Origin of the sequence: Actinoalloteichus hymeniacidonis (assembly GCF_014203365.1) — a bacterium.
Lineage (GTDB): Bacteria > Actinomycetota > Actinomycetes > Mycobacteriales > Pseudonocardiaceae > Actinoalloteichus_A > Actinoalloteichus_A hymeniacidonis.
In genome coordinates this window covers 4726050-4744615 of record NZ_JACHIS010000001.1, presented here as the reverse complement: position 1 = coordinate 4744615, position 18566 = coordinate 4726050, and the positions used below count along the sequence as shown (strand labels likewise).

Here is an 18566-nt window from a genome sequence, read left to right as displayed (position 1 = left end):
GCTTGAGCAAGCGACCCGTGGGGAGCGCGCCAGTGAAGAAGATCATCAATGATCCGGCCGCCGTCGTGACCGAGGCGCTGTACGGCATGGCCCAGGCGCATCCCGAACTGCGAGTGCAGCACACCGATCCCGCGTACATCGTCCGTGCCGACGCCCCCATCCCCGATCGAGTCGCGATCGTCTCGGGCGGCGGTTCCGGACACGAGCCCTTGCACGGTGGTTTCGTCGGTCCAGGAATGCTCACGGCGGCCTGCCCGGGACCGGTGTTCACCTCGCCCACCCCTGATCAGGTGCAGGCTGCTGTGGCGGCCGCGCACGGCGGGGCCGGGGTGCTGCTGCTGGTGAAGAACTACACCGGCGACGTGTTGAACTTCGAGACCGCTGCGGAGCTGATCGAGGCCGAGGGCATCGATGTCCGAACCGTGGTGATCGACGACGACGTCGCGGTGCGGGACTCACTGTTCACCGCGGGGCGACGCGGCGTGGCGGGCACGTTGTTGGTCGAGAAGATCGTCGGCGCGGCCGCGGAGGCAGGCGCCGATCTCGATACCTGCGAACGACTCGCCAGGAAGGTGGTCGACTCGGTCCGCTCGATGGGGCTGGCCCTGGCGCCTTGCACGGTTCCGCATTCCGGGGAACCCAGTTTTGTGCTCGCCGAGGACGAGATCGAGATCGGCATCGGCATCCACGGCGAGCCGGGGCGTGAGCGCACCCGGATCGCTCCGGCGCAGGACCTGGTTCGAACGCTGTTGACGCCGGTGCTGGAGGACCTGCCGTTCACCGCAGGGGACCGGGTGCTGTTGTTCACCAATTCGATGGGCGGCACGCCGCTCATCGAGCTTTACCTGGCGCACGGGAGCGCCGTGGCGCTGCTGAACGAACGCGGATTCCTCGTCGAGCGCAGCCTCGTCGGCCCCTACGTGACGAGCCTGGAGATGCAGGGCATCAGCCTGACACTCCTGCGGCTGGACGACGAGCTGGCCGAACTCTGGGATGCGCCGGTCAGTACTCCCGCGCTGCGTTGGGGACGCTGATGGCCTGCGATGGATCGAGCATGGTCGCCGCATGGCTCGGCGTCGCGGAGGTGATCCGCGCTCATCGAGACGAGTTGGTGCGGTTGGACCGCGAGATCGGCGACGGCGATCACGGTGAGAACCTGCGCCGCGGGTTCGACGTGGTCGCCGAGCGGCTCGCCGCGATGGACGCCGCCACTCCCGGCGCGGTCCTGAAATCGGTGGCCACGACGCTGATCTCCACGGTCGGCGGTGCCGCCGGGCCGCTGTTCGGCACGGCGTTGCTGCGGGCGGCCAAGGCTCTCGGAGATCGAGCGACGCTCGACGGCACCGCAGTCGCCGAGGCTCTGGCGGCCTCGTCGGAGGGTGTCATCGCCCGAGGCCGGGCCGAGATCGGCGACAAGACGATGGTCGATGCCCTCGTCCCAGCGGCGAAGGCGGCCGAATCGGCCGCGCAGCGCGGCGACTCGGCGTCGGGTGTGCTCGCCGAGGCGGCAAGGGCTGCCACCCGGGGCGCACACGACACCGTCGAGCTGGTCGCACGGAAAGGACGCGCGTCGTACCTCGGGCCGCGCAGCGCGGGCCACCTGGATCCGGGCGCGCGATCCACCGAGCTGATTCTGACCTCGCTCGCCGCTTCGGCAGGTTCGCTCGGGGAGGGCTCGTGAGTCTGGTCGGTCTGGTACTCGTCTCGCATAGTCGTCGGCTCGCCGAGGGGCTCGCCGAGCTCGCGGCGCAGATGGCTCCGGACGTCCCCATCGAGGCTGCGGGCGGGTTGCCCGGTGGCGAGCTCGGCACCGATTTCGAGTCGGTCGCGGACGCGCTGGATCGCGCGGATCGCGGCGCGGGCGTCGTGCTGCTCTACGACATCGGCAGCGCGCAGATGACGGCGGAGCTCGCCGTGGAGGCGCTCGACGACCCCTCTCGGGCCTATGTGGCGGACGCGCCGTTCGTCGAGGGCACGGTCGCCGCTGCGGTGGCCGCGCAGGGCGGGGCTGACCTGGACTCGGTCGCGCTGACTGCGTCCTCGGCCGCTGCGGATGCGGAATGGCCGTTGGCGGATCCCGGGTTCGGTACGGAGGACGAATCGGGCGGTGCCACCGACTCGGGATTCGCGGCGGCCACCGAATCGCCGTGGCCGCTCGCCCAGCCGGCGAACACCGCCCAGTCCGCGAACACCGCCCAGTCACCAGCCGCCACCCCGCCGCCGGAGACCCCGACCGGGGAGCAGACAGCGACGTCGGAATCCGAGGCGTCGGCGCCTGCGCCGGAGGCCTGGTCCATCCCCGCGCCGGAGGTCACTCCCGCCCTGACCTCGTTGTCGACCCACGCTCAAGAGACCGACATGCTGGCCGCGGAACTGGAGCTGCGAAACGACGTCGGCCTGCATGCCCGACCGGCCGCCCTGCTCGCCCGGTGCGTCGCCGGGTTGACGGCCCGGGTCACCGTGCGTTTCGGCGACCGTCAGGCCGACGCAGGCAGCGTCCTGGCGTTGCTGGGGCTCGGCGCGGGCAGTGGCGATCGGATCGAGGTTCGGGCTGCGGGGCCGGACGCCGCCGAGGCGCTGCGCAGGCTGACGGAGCTAGCCGATCGAGGTTTCGAGGACTAGCCCGCTGCGATGGGCGACGGGCGACGATCTGCCGGTCGCCGCGCGGTGGGTCAACGCCAACGACGGACCGTCGGACCTCGCCTGCCTCGGGCGTTCCAACAGCCGGTGTGCCAATGCCGCCGATCCTCGACCCCGCCGTGATCCTCGTCGGGCCAGGCCACCACATGCGCGATGCCCGCGTTGATCTCGTGATCGCAGCCCGGACATCGATAGGCCTTGGCGGCATGCGCACCGGGGACGGTACGGACCAACCAGTCCCCGTCGGGAGTCGTGACCCGGCGGGCCGAGCTCGCACTCGCACCGATCTCTCGATGCTGGTTCGTCGCGGCGGTCAGACCTGCGCGGCGGGAATGGTTGCGGCGTGGCACGAAAGGACACGCTAGCCGCTACCGGGAGAGCAGCGAGGAGCAGCGCGCCGAGAACGATCCGGGAGGTGCGTGCAGGATGGTCGCTGCGCCGCCCGATTCCGTCTCAGGACGCCGGTCGGCGCGTCCCCGGAGGGATGTACCGACTTCCCGCCCCGTGGCGGGCTCGCGGTGAAGCGCACGGTCCTGCTCGCCTGCCGGACCCGCCGGGATCGCCGATCGCCCCGGGCAGCACCGGATCCGGCAGGATGGCGTGATGCCCTCCACGGACGCCGATTCCCGCCTGCCGTTGCTGTTGTTCCACGCCTACCCGCTGGACTCCCGGATGTGGGACGGCGTTCGCGCCGCGCTCGCCGAGGATGTCCGGCTGATCACCCCCGACCAACGAGGCATGGGCGGCACGCCCCTGTCCGAGGGTGATACGACCCCGCCCGCCCCGGACCTCGCGGTGGCCGCCGCCGATGCGATCGCGCTGTTGGACCGTTGGGGGATCGAACGTGCCATCGTCGGCGGCGCCTCGATGGGTGGTTATGTCGCCATGGCGTTGCTGCGACTCGCACCCGAGCGGGTGGCCGGACTTCTGTTGGTGGACACGAAAGCCGAGGCCGACGACGAGGGACCCCGCGCGGTGCGATTGGCTGCGGCAGACCGTGCGGAGCAGGAGGGCACCGAGGGCTGGTTGGCCGACGGGATGCTGCCGAAACTGGTCGGTGCCACCACCCACCGAAGCCGCCCGCTGGTGGTCGAGCGCGTCACGGAACTGATCGGCTCCCAGCCCGCCTCGGGGGTGGCGTGGGCCCAGCGGGCGATGGCCGACCGTCCTGATTCCGGTAATGCGCTGCGTGCCGCCGGACTACCGACGTTGATCGTGGTGGGTGAACAGGACGAGCTCTCCCCGCCGGGGCCGGCGATGGAACTCGCCGAGTCGCTGCTCCAGGGTGAGATCGCGGTCATCCCGGACGCAGGCCACCTGGTGCCGCTGGAGGATCCGGACGGGTTCCTGTCGGTGGTGCGACCCTGGCTGGCTCGGCGGCGCGGTGCCTGACGGCGCCCGCGCCACCGAGAATCAGGATGGGGTGTGGCCGGGCCGGGGCAGGGTCGCCGTGACCTGCTCGTCCTGGTTCGGGGCGAAGGCTCCGGCGGTGCCTGCGGGCTTCTCCTCGGCGCTCTCACCCACTGCGGCCACCTCGGCGGGGTCGGCGACCAGGGTCGCGTCGGCCCCGACGGGCTGGGCGATCACCGTTCCGTTCGCGGCCGACTCCGACCACCGAAGCGTGATCTCGGGAGCCGGGGTCGAGGTGGCCTCCGGCTCGGTCACCGCAGCCGAATCCGACAGCTCGGTCTCGGTCGAGGCGTCCCCGCCGTCGGTGCGCAACACCTCGGTCGACTCGGCGGGCGGGGTGGGCCGGGCCAACATGGTCGTGTGGCCGCCGGGATTCGCGTCCTCGGCGTCGTTGTCCGCAGACCGGCCGAGCGGCTTCTCGGGGAGCCGCAACTGCTGGGTCGGCGGGTCGAAGCCGGGTGCGGGCGGGTTCGCGGGACTCGCCGGGGCGGCAGCCGACGGCGCGGCCGGGGCCGATGCGGCGGCCGGAGCCTGCTGACCGGGGTGTCCGCTCGGGGTCGGCCCGCTCTGTTGCGGGTTCTGGACCGGTGCCGGGTTGTTCGGCGGGGCGGGAGGTGCGAAGTGCGGCCATGGCGCGTCGCCCTCCTCCTCGAACCGCTGAATCAGCGGGAGCGAGTCGGCGAGCAGGCCGTTGATGGTACGAACCTGTTCGGCCAGCCGCGCCCGGTGCTTGCGCAGCGTCTCGACCTGGTTCTGTGCCTTGCTGACACGTCGGTTGGATTCCTCGGTGGCCTCGCGGACCCGCCGGTGCGACTCGGCGGTGGCCTCCTGCAGTCGCCGGTTCGCCTCGTGGGTCGCCTCGCGGACCCGCCGCTCGGCCTCGGCCTTGCTGTGCGCCTCCTGCTCGGCCAACGCCCGCATGGCGTCGGTGCGGCGGGCGGACATCGCGATCTCGAAGTCCTCGTCGACCTTGATTCGACGGGCCTCTGACTCCTCGTCTGCGGCCTTGCGCGCCCGGTCGGCCTCGGTGACCAGTCGGGTCGCCTCGGCCTGTCCCTCGGCCAGGGCGCGCTCGGTGTCGCGCCTGCCCTTGTCCAACAGTTCCCGATGCTCCGATTCCATCTCCTGACGCCGGTTCTCGTTCTCGGCGATCAGGCGGTCGTAATGGTTGCGGAGTTCGGTGATCTCGGCTTCGGAGCGAGCCTTGATATCGGCTACGTCGGTCTCGGCCCGAGAACGGATCTCGTTGGCTTCCTCCTGAGCGAGGCGCAACATGCGTTGCAGGCGCTCGCTCATTCCCTCCAGGCTGGTGGGGGGCTGGTTGAGGCGTTCCACCTGCGAGTGCAGTGCCTCCACCTCGGCCCGGGTTGCCTCGAGCTGTCTTGCCAGGTCGGTGGCCTGCGAGAGTGCCGCATTGCGGTCGGCGGCGAGGATGCGCAGGTCGGTGTCTAGTCGCTCCAGATGTTCGTCGACCTGGGCACGGTTGTAGCCGCCGCGCCGGACTGTCTCGAAGCCGGAGCCCAACGGGAGAAGATCACGGTCGTCAGCGAGGCCCATGGTTGTCACGCTACCTGCCCGGTACGGTGAATCAGGGATGACTCTTGGTCAATGTCTACCCGGATTTCGCGATTCTGCTCACGATATCCGCCGACCTGTTGACGATGGGCACTTCGGGTTGCCCTGGCAACGATAGAGAGTTACTGGAAGGGCACCGGCGGTGCCGATCTCCCCACAGTGGATGCGCTGCGTGCGCTGCTCGCGGCTGCCCATCGGGCGCTCGGGTCACTTCGCCCGCCTTCCGGGCGCTTGCCCGCATCGCGTCCGTCCACACCGGCCCGACACTGCCATGCGGCCTTGTCCTGCGGCGAGGTGCGTCGCCGTCGCTAAACGCGATCGAGCAGCAAATGTTCACCCGAACAGGTGGGGACTGCTTGCGGAGGGTTGCGTAGGCGGGCCGATCGTCGTCGGCCCGCCGCCGGGCGGGGTCAGTGCTCCGAGGAAGGGGCAGGCTCGACCAGCTCGACCAGCACCCCGCCCGCATCCCTGGGATGCACGAAGTTGCAGAGACTGCCCGCCGTCCCACGCCGTGCGGTCTCGTACAGCACTCGAAGTCCACTCGCCCGCAGGGCCGCCGCCGCTGCGGCCACGTCGGTGACCCGGTAGGCGAGCTGTTGCAGGCCGGGGCCGGAGCGGTCCAGGAATCGGCCGATCGGGGACTCCGAGGTCAACGGTGCCAATAGCTGAACCGCCGTGCCCTCGCCGGAGTCGCCGGGTGCGCGCAGCATCGCCTCGCGCACTCCCTGGTCCTCGTTGGTCTCCACGTGTGCGACGACGAGACCGAAATGCTCGCGATGGAAGGCGATGGCGGAATCCAGATCGTGGACCGCGATGCCGACATGGTCGATCGCGGTGACGAAGGACGAGATCGTGCTGTGCATGGTCGCCGAGGTTAACGAGCGCGGGCGCCCGTCGGCAGTAATCGGCGGGGTCGGATGCCATCCGGTGTGGATCGGTCTTCGCCGCGCGAGTGCTCGGGGTGAACTACGGTTCCGGCCGTGACCTTCTCGATCGTTGCCAGAGACTCGACCACCGGCGAGCTGGGCGCTGCCGTGGCAGGCTGCGTCCTCGCGATCGGTGCCAGAGCGATCATCGTGGAGCCCGGCGTCGCCGCTGTGTCGGTCCTGGCCGCAGGCGGCACCGCCGAACAGCGGGGCATCATCGATCGGATCAAGGCCGGGACGCACCCGGAATCGGCCATCGCCGCGATCGACCCGGGGCGGGAGGTGCAGTGCGGCGCCGTGGGGCGCGCGGGAGCAGGCACCTGGACCGGGCCGGACACTCCGGCCCACGCGACCGATCTCGTCGAGGAGCACTATGCGGTGCAGGGCAACCTGTTGACCCTGCCGGTGGTCTGCGAGGCGATGTCGGAGACCTTCCTGGACACCACCGGACCCTTGGCCCGCAGACTGCTCGCGGCCCTGCGCGCCGGGCAGCAGGCCGGCGGGGATGTGCGGGGTCAGCAGTCCGCCGGGTTGGTGGTGCGCAGTCCGGACGCCAACGAGGTCCTGCCGTTGGATCTGCGGGTCGACGACCACCGGGACCCGCTGCGGGAGTTGAGTAGACTGCTCGACGTCCATCGCGCCCACGACCTGCTGGCAGGCAACGCCGACCGGCTCCACGAGGATGCCGACCTGGCTCAGCGGCTGGTCGACGCCGCCGAGCGCATCCCAGGGGACTCGCTACTCACCGGCTGGGCCGCTGCGGGAGCGGTCGCCCACGACATGGCCGAGGCGCCCGTGCTGGCGGCCGCCGCCGATCTGCTGTCGCCGACGTTCCCGGCGTGGTGTGCGCATCAGGCCTCCCTCGGCGGCCCGCTGGCACCCGCTTGGCGCAGTCTCGGCGCCGTTGGCTGATGTTGTGCGCCGCATCACTCTCGGACCCGCCGAAACCGCCGGGTAGGGTCCGATCGGAGCCGATGTCATCGCATCACGCTCCACACACTCTCCCTCCACACGCAAGGAGACAGTCGTGACCGGTTCCGTCATCGTCGCCGGGGCCAGGACGCCGATCGGCCGCCTGCTCGGATCGTTGAAGGACTTCTCCGCCGCCGCCCTCGGTGGTATCGCCGTGAAATCGGCCCTGGAACGGGCGAGCGTCGCTCCCGACCAGGTGGACTACGTGATCATGGGCCAGGTGCTCACCGCAGGCGCAGGCCAGATCCCGGCCAGGCAGGCCGCTGCCGCAGCCGGCATCCCGATGACCGTTCCGGCGTTGACCGTGAACAAGGTCTGCCTCTCCGGACTCAACGCGATCGCGCTGGCCGACCAGCTGATCCGGGCAGGCGAATGCGAGATCGTCGTCGCAGGTGGTCAGGAGTCGATGAGCCAGGCTCCGCATCTGCTGCCCGGCTCGCGGACCGGCCACAAGTTCGGCGACGTCACGCTCGTGGACCACATGTCGCACGACGGCCTGTTCTGCGCCTTCGACCAGGTCGCCATGGGCCTGTCCACCGAACGGCACAACGCCCGCCACGAGCTGACCAGGGCCGAGCAGGACGCCTTCGCCGCCCGCTCGCACCAGGCGGCCGATGCGGCGGTACAGCGCGGGGTGTTCGCCGAGGAGATCACCCCGGTGTCGGTGCCGCAGCGCAAGGGCGACCCGATCCTGTTCGAGACGGACGAGGGCGTCCGAGCCGGGACGACGGTCGAGTCGTTGGGCAGGCTGCGCCCCGCGTTCACCCCCGACGGCACCATCACGGCGGGCTCGTCCTCGCAGATCTCCGACGGCGCGGCGGCGGTCGTGGTGATGAGCCGGGCGAAGGCCGAGGAACTGGGCCTGGAGTGGATCGCCGAGATCGGCGCGCACGGCATGGTCGCCGGGCCGGATGCCAGCCTGCAGGAACAGCCCTCGAACGCGATCGCGGCGGCCTGCGCCAAGGCGGGCCTCGCGCCCGCCGATCTCGATCTGGTGGAGATCAACGAGGCCTTCGCGGCCGTCGGCGTCGTGTCGAGCAAGGCGTTGGGCGTTCCCGAGGACCGGGTCAACGTCAACGGCGGCGCGATCGCCCTCGGCCATCCGATCGGGATGTCCGGCGCCCGCCTCGTGCTGCACCTGGCGTTGGAACTGCGGCGACGCGGCGGCGGAGTCGGTGCTGCGGGTCTCTGCGGCGGTGGCGGCCAGGGCGACGCCCTGTTGCTGCGCGTTCCGAAGGCGTAGGCGTCGATGGCAGCCGAGATGACGGTGTCCGAGCTGGTCCGGCGGGCCAGGGACGGGCAGGCTCGTGCGTTGGGCAGGCTGATCTCGCTGGTGGAGGACGGCAGTCCCCGGCTGGCCGAGGTGGCCGCCGAACTCGCCCCGCACACCGGGGGAGCACAGGTCGTCGGACTCACCGGACCGCCCGGCGTCGGCAAGTCCACCTCGACGTCGGCACTGGTCAAGGCGTTGCGGGCCAGCGGACGGCGGGTCGGGGTCCTCGCGGTCGACCCGTCCTCGCCGTTCTCGGGCGGTGCACTGCTCGGCGACCGGGTGCGTATGCAGGAACACGCCACCGACGACGGCGTGTTCATCCGCTCGATGGCCACCAGGGGGCATCTCGGCGGGCTGGCCTGGTCGACCCCGCAGGCGCTTCGGGTGCTCGATGCGGCGGGCTTCGACATCGTGTTGATCGAGACCGTCGGGGTCGGGCAGTCCGAGGTGGATGTCGTCTCGCTGGCCGACACCACGCTGGTGCTGCTCGCTCCCGGCATGGGGGACGGCATCCAGGCCGCCAAGGCGGGCATCCTCGAGGTCGCCGACGTGTTCGTGGTCAACAAGGCCGACCGTGAGGGCGCCGATCAGACGGTGCGCGAGCTGAAGTACATGATCTCCCTCGGTAGACGCGAGAAGGGGCCGAGCTGGCGGACGCCGATCGTCCGGACCGTGGCGGCCAGATCGGAGGGGGTGGACGAGCTGGTGCAGGCGGTCACCGATCATCGGGACTGGCTGATCGAGCACGGGGAGCTGGACGCCCGACGGGTGCAACGCGCCGAGAACGAGATCCAGGCGGTGGTGGCCGCGCGGCTGCGAGCCGAGATGGGCGAGCTGCGGGGCGGGGCGACTCTGGCGGGCCTGGCGCGGGAGATCGTCGACGGGCGCAGCGATCCCTATCGCGCCGCCGAACAGCTGTTGGCCGACCTTCGTTCCTGACGTCGGCCGCCCAGCAGGCCCCGCCTAGTGCCCCTGGCTGTCCGGGCGGTGGAAGGCGGGGCCGAGGCTGTCGAGCGGGTCGGCCTCGGTGAGCAGCGGATCGGTCATCGCGAAGGTCTGGGTCCGGCCGGGCCCGGTCGCCTGGGTCTCGAAACGCACCGTGACCCGGCCGACGCCTGCGCCCTGTACCCAGCCGTGGCCGAACTCCGGATGGGCGACATCGTGGCCCGCACGCCACCTCGGGGTGCCGTCCGCGTCGGGGCCCTCGGTGCCGTCCGAGGCGGTGGGATCCTGCGGCGTCGGCTCGGGTTCCTGCTCGATCGCCTCCGCTACGACGGCCTGCGTGGCGACGCCGTCGTAAGACGGATCGACCTCGGCTGCCCGGCGAGGAAGATCGGTCGTCGACTCGAACAGCGGTTCCTGCTCGCCCCTGCTGAGTCCGCCCAGTGAGACCCCCACCAACCGCACCTTGGTTCCCGGCGGCACCGCCGCCCGGATGAGCCGTTGTGCCATGGCGGTGAGGACAGTTCGGTCCGTGGTGGCCGCCTGGACGGTCTCCGACCGGCTGATCGTGACGAAGTCGGCGTCCCGCACCTTGACCCGCACCGTGCGCGCCGCCCGGTGCGCGGCGATCAGTCGGTGATACGCAGATTCGGCCATCAGTCGCACCTCGGTGGCCAGTCGTTGCGGATCGGTCAGGTCCTGCTCGAAGGTCGTCTCCGCGCTGACCTGCTTGTTCTCGGACCGCTCCGCCACGGGTCTGCCATCCTGGCCTTGAGCGAGGCGATGCAGTTCGGTGCCGATCGCCTGCCCGAGCAGGCCCGCCGCGTCCCGGCGACTCAGGGCGGCGAACTCGCCGAGCGTCCGGACCCCGATGCGGTGGAGTTTCTCCTCGGACACCGGACCGATCCCCCAGAGCGCCCGCACCGGCAGATTCCGCAGCGTGGCGGGTTCGCTGCCGGGCGGCACGACGAGTTGGCCATCCGGTTTGGCCAGGTCGGAGGCGATCTTGGCCATGGTCTTGCCGGTGGCCGCCCCCACGGACGCCACCAGGCCCAGCTCGGTTCGAATCCGCTCGCGCAGGGCGATCACCGCTGCCGTCACCTCGTCCGGCCTCGCGCCCTGCAGCGCGGGGGGTTCGGTGAAGGCCTCGTCGAGCGAGATCCGTTCCAGGACCGGCGAGAACTGGCGGAGCAGGTCGAAGACCCGCTCGCTGGCCCTGCTGTAGACGACGAACCTCGGCGGTAGGACGGTGGCGATCGGGCAGAGCCTGCGGGCCTGGGCCATCGGCATCGCCGAACGAGCGCCGTGACGACGGGCCTCGTAGCTGGCCCCGGCGACGGTGCCGCGTGGCCCGGCCCCACCGACGAGCACGGCCCGGCCCCGCAGCGTGGGCCGGGTGAGTTGCTCGACGCCGGAGAAGAACGCGTCCATGTCGATGTGCAGCACCCAGCGGCTCACCGCCCTATTCAAACTCCTTCGACCGACGAAAGGCGCCTAGCGACTCTCCGACCGGGTCGGTCCGTCGTCGAGGGCACACCGATGCGGGCCCGCCCCGGCTCGGCGAGACGGCCGGATGTGGACGCCGTGCGGGGGATGCCGCCTCGGCCCGCCTGTTCGGCCGCTCTACAGTGGCGGACGTATCGGACCGGCCTCGGCACCGTGGTCGCCACGGCGATACGCCGTCGGGATCGCCCGCGCTGGTCGGCCGATGCGGTGCCGCCCGCCGATCAATGGAGGAATCCCGTGTTCGCCACGCTAGCCGCCCGATTCCGTGTGGTCGCCATCGCCGAGGCGCTGTCGTGGACCGGCCTGCTGATCGGGATGTTCTTCAAGTACGTCGTGGTGGGCAACGAGCTCGGGGTGCAGATCTTCGGCCCGATCCACGGTGCCTGCTTCGTGCTCTACGTCGCCTCGGTGGTCCTGGTTCGGCGGACGCTGCAGTGGGATGCCAAGACGACCATCTGGGCCCTGATCGCGAGCATCCCCCCGCTGGGGACGGTCGTCTTCGAGCGCTGGGCCCGGCGCACCGGCCGGATCGAGACGGCCCCGGCCGCAGCTCCCGCCTCGGCGTCGCAGGAGCCGGAGACCACGACCGCGAGTTGACGCGGGGCTTCAATAACGTCGAAAGCCGCCCGCCTGCACTCCTGTGAGTGCCTGCGGGCGGCTGACTCGGACCGTCACGGCCGTGCTGTCGCCGTGTCGCTGTCCTCGAAATCGCCTGCCGCCAGTCGGACCTTGGCCAACAGTTCGGTGAGTCGAGTCTGCTCGTCGGTTTCCAAGCCGTTGAGCCCGAAGTTCACCTCGGTGACGGCGGTGGTCGCGGACTGCATCCGCTCTCGGCCGGACTCGGTGATGGCGACCAGCGTGGTTCTTCGGTCGGTGGGGTGCGGGGTCCGCTTGACCAGATCGTCCTTCTCCAAGCGGTCCACGATGTTGGTGACGCTGGTGGGATGGAGCTGCAGACGCTCTCCCATCACACGCATGGGCAAAGCTCCCTGTCGGGAGAAGGACAACAGCACGAGTGCCTCGTACCGCGCGAAGGTCAGGTTGAGCGGCCGCAACGCCGTGTCCGCTGCGGATTGAAGGATCTGCTGTACCCGCATCACGCTGGTCACCGCAGCCATCGTGCCCGACGAGCCGATGCGGTCGGACCAGAGCTGGGCCGCACGCGCGATGGGGTCGAACGGAAGTGGTCGGTGGCCGGTCATGAGGATCGACGCTAGCAGCGTCGCCCACCGTGCCAGAGTGACGGATGTACCGACGGGTAGCGAAACGGTGAGAAGGAGGAGCACATGTTGGTCGCATTCAGCGTGAGTCCGGCGGGCGGCGGCTCGGAGAGCGTCAGCGAGGCGGTCGCGGAGGCGGTGCGCATCGTGCGTGCGTCGGGTCTGCCCAACGAGACGAACTCGATGTTCACCACGATCGAGGGCGAGTGGGACGAGGTGATGGCGGTCGTCAAGCGCGCCACCGATGCGGTGCTGGCCTCCGCACCCAGAGCGAGCCTGGTCATCAAGGCCGACATCCGGCCAGGGCACGTCGGGCAGCTGCAGGCCAAGGTCGAGCGGGTCGAGGAGCGGCTCGCGCAGGATCAATAGCCCGCGCAGGGGCCGATCGCACCGTTGCGCCACCGGGGCCCGGGTCGTGAAGCACGCGAACTCGATGGGTTTCTGGGCGACGACGACGTTGTCGAAATGCGGCCGGTCCATCGGCATCGCCTGGTTGCTGTCCGGGTCTCCTGTTGCGGCCGGGAATGATGGTGGGCATCCGATAGTAGGAAGTCCTACTATGAGGGTGTCGGCCACCGCCGATTCCCAGGCCGCTTCGAGGGGACGACCATGCAGGGTGACCAGAATCCGGGGGCGAACCCCACCGGACGCAACGACGGCCGAGTGACCGACGGCGGCGCCGATGCCGACCTGGCCACGGGTCGTGAACGCTGGGAGAAGAACTTCGCCGCAGCCGAGGCGGCGGGGCGGGTGCGCGACGCCGACTTCACCACGCTCTCCGGCGCTACCGTCGACCCCTTGTACGGGCCGGAGCCGGGTGCCGAACCCGAGGGCTTCGAGCGGATCGGCTGGCCGGGGGAGTACCCGTTCACCAGAGGCCTGCACGCCACCGGGTACCGAGGCAAGCCGTGGACTATTCGTCAGTTCGCGGGCTTCGGCAACGCGACGCAGACCAACGAGCGCTACAAGATGATCCTCGAGCAGGGCGGCGGCGGCCTCTCCGTGGCCTTCGACATGCCGACGCTGATGGGCTACGACTCGGACGACGCCCGCTCGCTCGGCGAGGTCGGGCACTGCGGGGTCGCCGTCGACTCGGCGGCCGACACCGACATCCTCTTCGCCGACATCCCGCTGGACCAGGTCACGACCTCGATGACCATCTCCGGCCCCGCCGTCCCGGTGTTCTGCATGTATCTGGTGTCCGCCGAACGGCAGGGCGCCGACATCGGCAAGCTCAACGGCACCCTGCAGACCGACATCTTCAAGGAGTACATCGCTCAGAAGGAATGGCTGTTCGCGCCGGAGCCGCACCTTCGCCTCATCGGCGACCTGATGGAGTACTGCGCCGCGAACATCCCGGCCTACAAGCCGCTCTCGGTGTCCGGCTATCACATCCGCGAGGCCGGAGCGACCGCCGCACAGGAACTGGCGTTCACCCTGGCCGACGGCTTCGGCTACGTCGAGCTGGGCCTGTCCCGAGGTCTGGACATCGATGCCTTCGCTCCCGGACTCAGCTTCTTCTTCGACGCCCACATCGACTTCTTCGAGGAGATCGCCAAGTTCCGCGCCGCCCGGCGGATCTGGGCCCGGTGGCTGCGCGACGTCTATGGCGCCAAGACCGCCAAGGCGCAGTCCCTGCGATTCCACACCCAGACCGCAGGCGTCTCCTTGACCGCGCAACAGCCGGAGAACAACATCGTCCGCACGGCCCTCGAAGCGCTGTCGGCGGTCCTCGGCGGCACGAACTCGTTGCACACCAACGCCCTGGACGAGGTATTGGCGTTGCCGAGCGAGAAGTCCGCCCAGATCGCCCTGCGCACCCAGCAGGTGATCGCCGAGGAGACCGGTGTCACCAACGTCGCCGACCCGCTCGGCGGCTCCTGGTACGTCGAGGCGCTGACCGACCGCATCGAGGCGGAGGCGGAGCGGGTGTTCGACCACATCCGGACCATGGCCGAGATCGCGGTGCCCTCCGGCAACCATCCCATCGGCGAGATGACCTCCGGCATCCTGCGCGGCATCGAGGACGGCTGGTTCACCGGCGAGATCGCCGATTCGGCCTTCGCCTACCAGCAGGCCGTGGAGAAGGGGGACAAGCGGGTGGTCGGGGTCAACCGGCATACCGGTTCGATCTCGGACGAACTCGAGATCCTGCGCGTCGGACACGAGGTGGAACGGGAGCAGAACCGGGTGCTCGGGGCCCGGCGGGCCGGTCGAGACGCCGAGCAGGTTCGACGCGCCCTGTCCGATCTGGTTCAGGCGGCCAGGGGCACCGGCAACATGATCGAACCGATGCTGGCCGCGGTTCGGGTGGAGGCCACCCTGGGTGAGATCTGTGGGGCACTGCGCAGCGAATGGGGCGTCTACACCGAGCCTGCCCGCTTCTGACCGACCGATCCCATGCCGCAGACGGCGGGCGGGCTTGCGATCTCGCCCACCGCCTCGGCGAGGCCGGCTCCGGTCATGCCAGGATGGTGAGTGTGACGAGGCCAGATCCACGACAGACCGCAGCCCTGTCCGCCGCTCTGTCCGGCGCGGTTGATCTCTCCGCGCTCAAGGCCAGGGCCGAAGCAACTCGGTCCGGTGCCCGATCGCCGGGCGGCGCACCAGCGGCGGCACCCGGTCAGGCGAACAACGCCGAGGGTGGCGGCAGCGACTCCCCGTTCATCGTCGATGTCACCGAAGCCGACTTCCAGGCTGCGGTGGTCGACCGATCAATGCAGGTTCCGGTCATCGTGAACCTGTGGGCCGAGTGGAGCGAGCCGAGCAAGCAGCTCTCGCCCGCCCTGGAGCGGCTGGCGGCGGCGGGCCAGGGCACCTTCATCCTGGCCAGGGTCGACGTGGATGCCAATCCGAGGATCGGCCAGGTATTCGGTGTCCAGTCGGTCCCGACGGTGGTCGCCATCGCGGCGGGCCAGCCGGTCGACGCCTTCTCCGGTGTGCAGCCGGAGGCACAACTGGCGCAATGGATCAGCCAGCTCACCACGGCATTGCGTGACAAGCTTCCCGGCATCGCCGCGGCCGAGGCCGCCGCACCGGGCGGTGCACCCGTCGAGGCGCCGCCGGAGGACCCGAGGATCGTCGAGGCCGAAGAGGCACTCGAACGCGGCGACTACGCCGAGGCCGAGGCCGCCTACCAACGCATCCTGGCGGCCGAGCCCGCCAACGAGGACGCCAAGGCCGCACTCGTCCAGGTCCGGTTCCTGGCCAGAGCGGAGTCCGTCGACCCGACCTCGATCGCCAAGGCGGACGCGGCTCCGGACGATGTCGACGCCCAGCTGGCGGCAGCCGACGCCCAGGTGGTGGCCCAGGACGTCGAGGCGGCCTTCAAGCGGCTCATCGAGACCGTGCGCCGGTCGGCGGGCCCGGACCGCGACCGCGTGCGGAGCCACCTGGTGGAACTGTTCGAACTGTTCCCGGTCGGGGACGAGCGGGTGCTCGCCGCACGTCGAGCACTGGCCAACGCCCTGTACTGAGACCGAGACATCGCGTCGAGGAGCGCCCCGGTCGGTCGGCCACCGGGGCGGCCCCGACGATCAGCGCTGTTAGGGTCGGCCCGTGACGGCCAGGCCCACCAAGACACTCCGCATCACCACGCGTAACGCCGCTTTCCAACAGTGGCAGGCGTTGCTGACGAACCGGAACAAGCGGCAGCGACTCGGCGAGTTCCTGATCCAGGGCGTCCGGCCGATCAGCCTGGCGGTGCAGCAGGACTGGCCGCTGACCACACTGCTGCGCGTCTCGGGCCGGTTGTCGAACTGGGCGGCGGGCATCCTGGCCACCGCCGAGGTGGACCGGGTGCACGAGCTCGCCCCCGAGCTGATGGCCGAGCTCGGCGAGAAGGACGACGCCTCCGCCCCCGAGTTGATCGCGGTGGCCGCGATACCCGACGACGATCTGAGCCGGATCCCGATCCGGCCGGAGATGCTCGTGATCGCCTTCGACCGCCCGACAAGCCCTGGCAACCTCGGTACCGTCCTGCGGTCGGCCGATGCCCTCGGCGCTGACGGTGTGTTGATCACCGGACACGCCGCCGATCTCTACGATCCCAAGACGATCCGATCGACCACCGGCTCCTTCTTCGCCGTGCCTGCCGTGCGGGTTCCCGCCGCAGAACAGGCGGCGGCGTGGGTGAACGGGGTACGCGAGGCAGGCGTCGAGCTGCGGGTGGTCGGGACGAGCGAGGACGGCACCTCGGAGCTTGCCGAGGTCGACCTGCGGGGCCCGACGATGATCGTGATCGGCAACGAGACCAGCGGCATGAGCGCTGCCTGGGCGGCCCGTTGCGACGAGCTGACGCGGATTCCCATGGTCGGCTCCGCGAGTTCGCTCAACGCCGCGTCATCGGCCTCTATCGCCCTGTACGAGGCCGCCCGGCAGCGGCGCGCGGGCTGAGCGGCCCTCTGCGGCCCTCCAGAGCTGCCGAGGGCCGCACACCGAGGAACCGGTTATTCGCCGTCGAACTGGGTCGTGCAGGTCGCGGTGTTCTCCTCGAAACCGGTCTTGAACGCCTCGACCCGCGCGAAGCCGGAGGGCACGCTGGCACCGTTGATGTCGGCGGCGATCAGGCTGTCCGGAAGGAGCAGCTCGGCGACGGCTTCGTCGAGGTCGCCGGGGGAGATCCGCAGGCCGCCGAAGGACGAGGTGTCGGTGGACCGGTTCGGCATCAGCATGCCCGCCCAGACACCGGTCAGGCAGGCGGTGCGCAATCCGGCGGTCGGACCCTCCAACGACAGGCCCGCCTGCTCCTGGACGGCCATGGTGTACCGGGAGGCGATCTCGGCGAAGGCGGCGAAGTCGCCGATGCCGTCCGCGTTGATGCTGGTTTGAGTCGGCGGGGTACCGATGGCGGCCAACTCTGGTAGATCCAGCCCGATGTCGTTGCCATCGACGCAGTAGGAGGCGGGTTCGGTCTCGCTGCAGCTCGCTCCGGTGAGATCCAGTTCGGGTGCCGCGTCGAGTTCCTGGGCGAACGCCTCTGCGAGGCTCTGCTCGACCAGCGCGATGTGTTGTTCGTTGATCTCCAGCTGTCCGCTCTGGTCGTTCGGGGCGAATTCGAGCTGGGTGATCCGCTCCTCCATCTCGGGCACGTCCATCTCGGCGCACCGAGCTGCGCCCTCGTCGAAGCCGGAGATGAACGCGGTGGTCCGGTCGAAGGCGTTTCCGTGGGCCTGGGCTCCTCGGAAGTCCGTTCCCGCTTGGTCGCGGATGGAGAACAGCGCGGCGAGGATGTTGTTCAGTCCCTCGCCGGTCGACACCTCGAAGTACGGCGAGTCGCCGTTGGCGATGTACCGGAAGTAGGCGCCCGCGTAGCAGTCCGCCTGCTGCTCGGCCAGGATCGTCGGCATGTCGGCGGTCATGTTGCCCGACTTGTACTGCACCGCATGGCCCATCTCGTGCGCCAGCACCGTGACCACCGCCATCGATCCGAACTGCTGCTCCAGGCCTGGCAGCAGCACGCCTCGGTCCCACGCGATGGTGTCCTCCGGCGGGCAGTAGAACGCGTTCGGCACCCCGGTCGTGTCCAGGTCGCAGATGATGATTCCCGAGGTCTCCGCGTGATAGGAGGCCAAGGTCCGCACCGGTTCGAAGGGCATTCCGCCGAAGGTGTCCGGGTATTCCCGATCCCAGTACTCGTAGAGGTCGGCCACGGCGGCCAACGCGAGCCGATCCATCTCGCCGTCGTCGCCGTTCTCGTAGACGAGATCGATCGGGGGCGCGCCCGCCTTCGGCCCACTCGGTCCGTTGGTCACCGGCAGTCCGCTGACGGTCGCCGGATCCAGACCGCCGTAGGGGACGGCGGTGCCCGCTACGCGCTGCGGACCGCAGCCGATCAGCAGGCCTGCCACCGCGACCAAGGCGATGCCGGTGGTCAGAGCCGATGTGTTTCGCCGAGGGAAGCCCACTGCCACCTGTGTCCTGACCGATCGTCAACCGACATGGAGTCGGGGCGGTCGTACCGGTCCGATATGGCCGATTGGACCTCGCCCCGCCGAGCACCCTACTGGGCGGCCGGATCTGATGTCAGTGAATCCCGGTTCTCTCGTCGCCACACGGGATTCGATCCCCTCGGCACCGACACACCGGGGCCGGGTGCGAGCG

At 70.1% G+C, this 18566-nt stretch carries 18 protein-coding genes; 12 read left to right on the top strand and 6 right to left on the bottom strand.

The window, feature by feature from the left end; all coding sequences use genetic code 11:
• The first annotated feature begins 32 nt into the window (after nucleotides 1-32).
• From dhaK to dhaM, 3 genes are read left to right on the top strand one after another with little or no spacing between them, the layout of a single operon-like run.
• The gene (gene dhaK, locus BKA25_RS19785; RefSeq protein ID WP_069847629.1) at nucleotides 33-1034 is read left to right on the top strand and encodes a dihydroxyacetone kinase subunit DhaK; all 1002 of its coding nucleotides are present in this window, start codon (nucleotides 33-35) and stop codon (nucleotides 1032-1034) included.
• Nucleotides 1034-1681: a dihydroxyacetone kinase subunit DhaL gene (gene dhaL / locus BKA25_RS19780; protein WP_069847631.1), complete on the top strand. Its 648-nt coding sequence runs from the start codon at nucleotides 1034-1036 to the stop codon at nucleotides 1679-1681. The genes dhaK and dhaL overlap by 1 nt, the downstream gene beginning before the upstream one ends.
• The gene (gene dhaM, locus BKA25_RS28740) at nucleotides 1678-2622 is read left to right on the top strand and encodes a dihydroxyacetone kinase phosphoryl donor subunit DhaM (RefSeq protein ID WP_446323463.1); all 945 of its coding nucleotides are present in this window, start codon (nucleotides 1678-1680) and stop codon (nucleotides 2620-2622) included. The genes dhaL and dhaM overlap by 4 nt, the downstream gene beginning before the upstream one ends.
• Nucleotides 2623-2672: 50 nt before the next feature.
• On the opposite strand, the gene BKA25_RS19770 is transcribed toward dhaM, so the two are convergent.
• Entirely contained in the window at nucleotides 2673-2990 is a 318-nt protein-coding gene (locus BKA25_RS19770; RefSeq protein WP_375791862.1) for an Rv1322 family protein, read from the bottom strand.
• 253 nt (nucleotides 2991-3243) lie between these two features.
• Here BKA25_RS19770 and BKA25_RS19765 point away from each other — a divergent pair, with 253 nt between their 5' ends.
• Entirely contained in the window at nucleotides 3244-4032 is a 789-nt protein-coding gene (locus BKA25_RS19765) for an alpha/beta fold hydrolase (RefSeq protein WP_069853386.1), read from the top strand.
• A 21-nt stretch (nucleotides 4033-4053) separates the two neighbouring features.
• On the opposite strand, the gene BKA25_RS28010 is transcribed toward BKA25_RS19765, so the two are convergent.
• The gene (locus BKA25_RS28010) at nucleotides 4054-5607 is read right to left on the bottom strand and encodes a coiled-coil domain-containing protein (protein ID WP_069847633.1); all 1554 of its coding nucleotides are present in this window, start codon (nucleotides 5605-5607) and stop codon (nucleotides 4054-4056) included.
• A gap of 428 nt (nucleotides 5608-6035) precedes the next feature.
• Nucleotides 6036-6488 carry a methylmalonyl-CoA epimerase gene (gene mce, locus BKA25_RS19755; RefSeq protein ID WP_069847635.1) on the bottom strand — a complete coding sequence of 151 codons (453 nt, stop codon included), beginning with the start codon at nucleotides 6486-6488 and terminating at the stop codon, nucleotides 6036-6038.
• A 117-nt stretch (nucleotides 6489-6605) separates the two neighbouring features.
• Between mce and BKA25_RS19750 the strand changes: the two genes are divergently transcribed.
• The 3 genes from BKA25_RS19750 (at nucleotide 6606) to meaB (ending at nucleotide 9735) form a co-directional block, all read left to right on the top strand.
• Nucleotides 6606-7463, top strand: coding sequence for a DUF1028 domain-containing protein (locus tag BKA25_RS19750; RefSeq protein WP_069847637.1), 858 nt, complete (start codon nucleotides 6606-6608; stop codon nucleotides 7461-7463).
• A 115-nt stretch (nucleotides 7464-7578) separates the two neighbouring features.
• Nucleotides 7579-8766 carry an acetyl-CoA C-acetyltransferase gene (locus tag BKA25_RS19745; protein ID WP_069847639.1) on the top strand — a complete coding sequence of 396 codons (1188 nt, stop codon included), beginning with the start codon at nucleotides 7579-7581 and terminating at the stop codon, nucleotides 8764-8766.
• A gap of 6 nt (nucleotides 8767-8772) precedes the next feature.
• Nucleotides 8773-9735 (top strand): methylmalonyl Co-A mutase-associated GTPase MeaB, encoded by a 963-nt coding sequence (gene meaB, locus BKA25_RS19740; protein WP_069847641.1) that lies wholly within the window; start codon nucleotides 8773-8775, stop codon nucleotides 9733-9735.
• A gap of 24 nt (nucleotides 9736-9759) precedes the next feature.
• On the opposite strand, the gene BKA25_RS19735 is transcribed toward meaB, so the two are convergent.
• Entirely contained in the window at nucleotides 9760-11169 is a 1410-nt protein-coding gene (locus tag BKA25_RS19735) for a DNA polymerase IV (protein WP_069853387.1), read from the bottom strand.
• Between the two features lie 312 nt (nucleotides 11170-11481).
• Here BKA25_RS19735 and BKA25_RS28005 point away from each other — a divergent pair, with 312 nt between their 5' ends.
• Nucleotides 11482-11841, top strand: coding sequence for a DUF3817 domain-containing protein (locus tag BKA25_RS28005; protein WP_069853388.1), 360 nt, complete (start codon nucleotides 11482-11484; stop codon nucleotides 11839-11841).
• Nucleotides 11842-11915: 74 nt separating this feature from the next.
• Here the strand turns inward: BKA25_RS28005 and BKA25_RS19725 are convergent, their stop codons facing one another.
• A complete protein-coding gene (locus BKA25_RS19725; protein ID WP_069847643.1) occupies nucleotides 11916-12446 on the bottom strand; it encodes a MarR family winged helix-turn-helix transcriptional regulator in 531 nt (176 codons plus the stop codon).
• A gap of 84 nt (nucleotides 12447-12530) precedes the next feature.
• Here BKA25_RS19725 and BKA25_RS19720 point away from each other — a divergent pair, with 84 nt between their 5' ends.
• From BKA25_RS19720 to BKA25_RS19705, 4 genes are all read left to right on the top strand, one after another.
• A complete protein-coding gene (locus tag BKA25_RS19720) occupies nucleotides 12531-12833 on the top strand; it encodes an MTH1187 family thiamine-binding protein (RefSeq protein WP_069847644.1) in 303 nt (100 codons plus the stop codon).
• Between the two features lie 240 nt (nucleotides 12834-13073).
• A complete protein-coding gene (gene icmA, locus BKA25_RS19715; protein ID WP_084642687.1) occupies nucleotides 13074-14852 on the top strand; it encodes a coenzyme B12-dependent isobutyryl-CoA mutase large subunit in 1779 nt (592 codons plus the stop codon).
• A gap of 83 nt (nucleotides 14853-14935) precedes the next feature.
• On the top strand, nucleotides 14936-15940 hold the full coding sequence (locus tag BKA25_RS19710; RefSeq protein ID WP_172803746.1) for a tetratricopeptide repeat protein: 1005 nt from the start codon (nucleotides 14936-14938) through the stop codon (nucleotides 15938-15940).
• Nucleotides 15941-16022: 82 nt separating this feature from the next.
• Nucleotides 16023-16859, top strand: coding sequence for a TrmH family RNA methyltransferase (locus BKA25_RS19705; protein WP_069847646.1), 837 nt, complete (start codon nucleotides 16023-16025; stop codon nucleotides 16857-16859).
• A 53-nt stretch (nucleotides 16860-16912) separates the two neighbouring features.
• Here the strand turns inward: BKA25_RS19705 and BKA25_RS19700 are convergent, their stop codons facing one another.
• The gene (locus BKA25_RS19700) at nucleotides 16913-18376 is read right to left on the bottom strand and encodes a neutral zinc metallopeptidase (RefSeq protein WP_069847649.1); all 1464 of its coding nucleotides are present in this window, start codon (nucleotides 18374-18376) and stop codon (nucleotides 16913-16915) included.
• Nucleotides 18377-18566 lie beyond the last annotated feature (190 nt).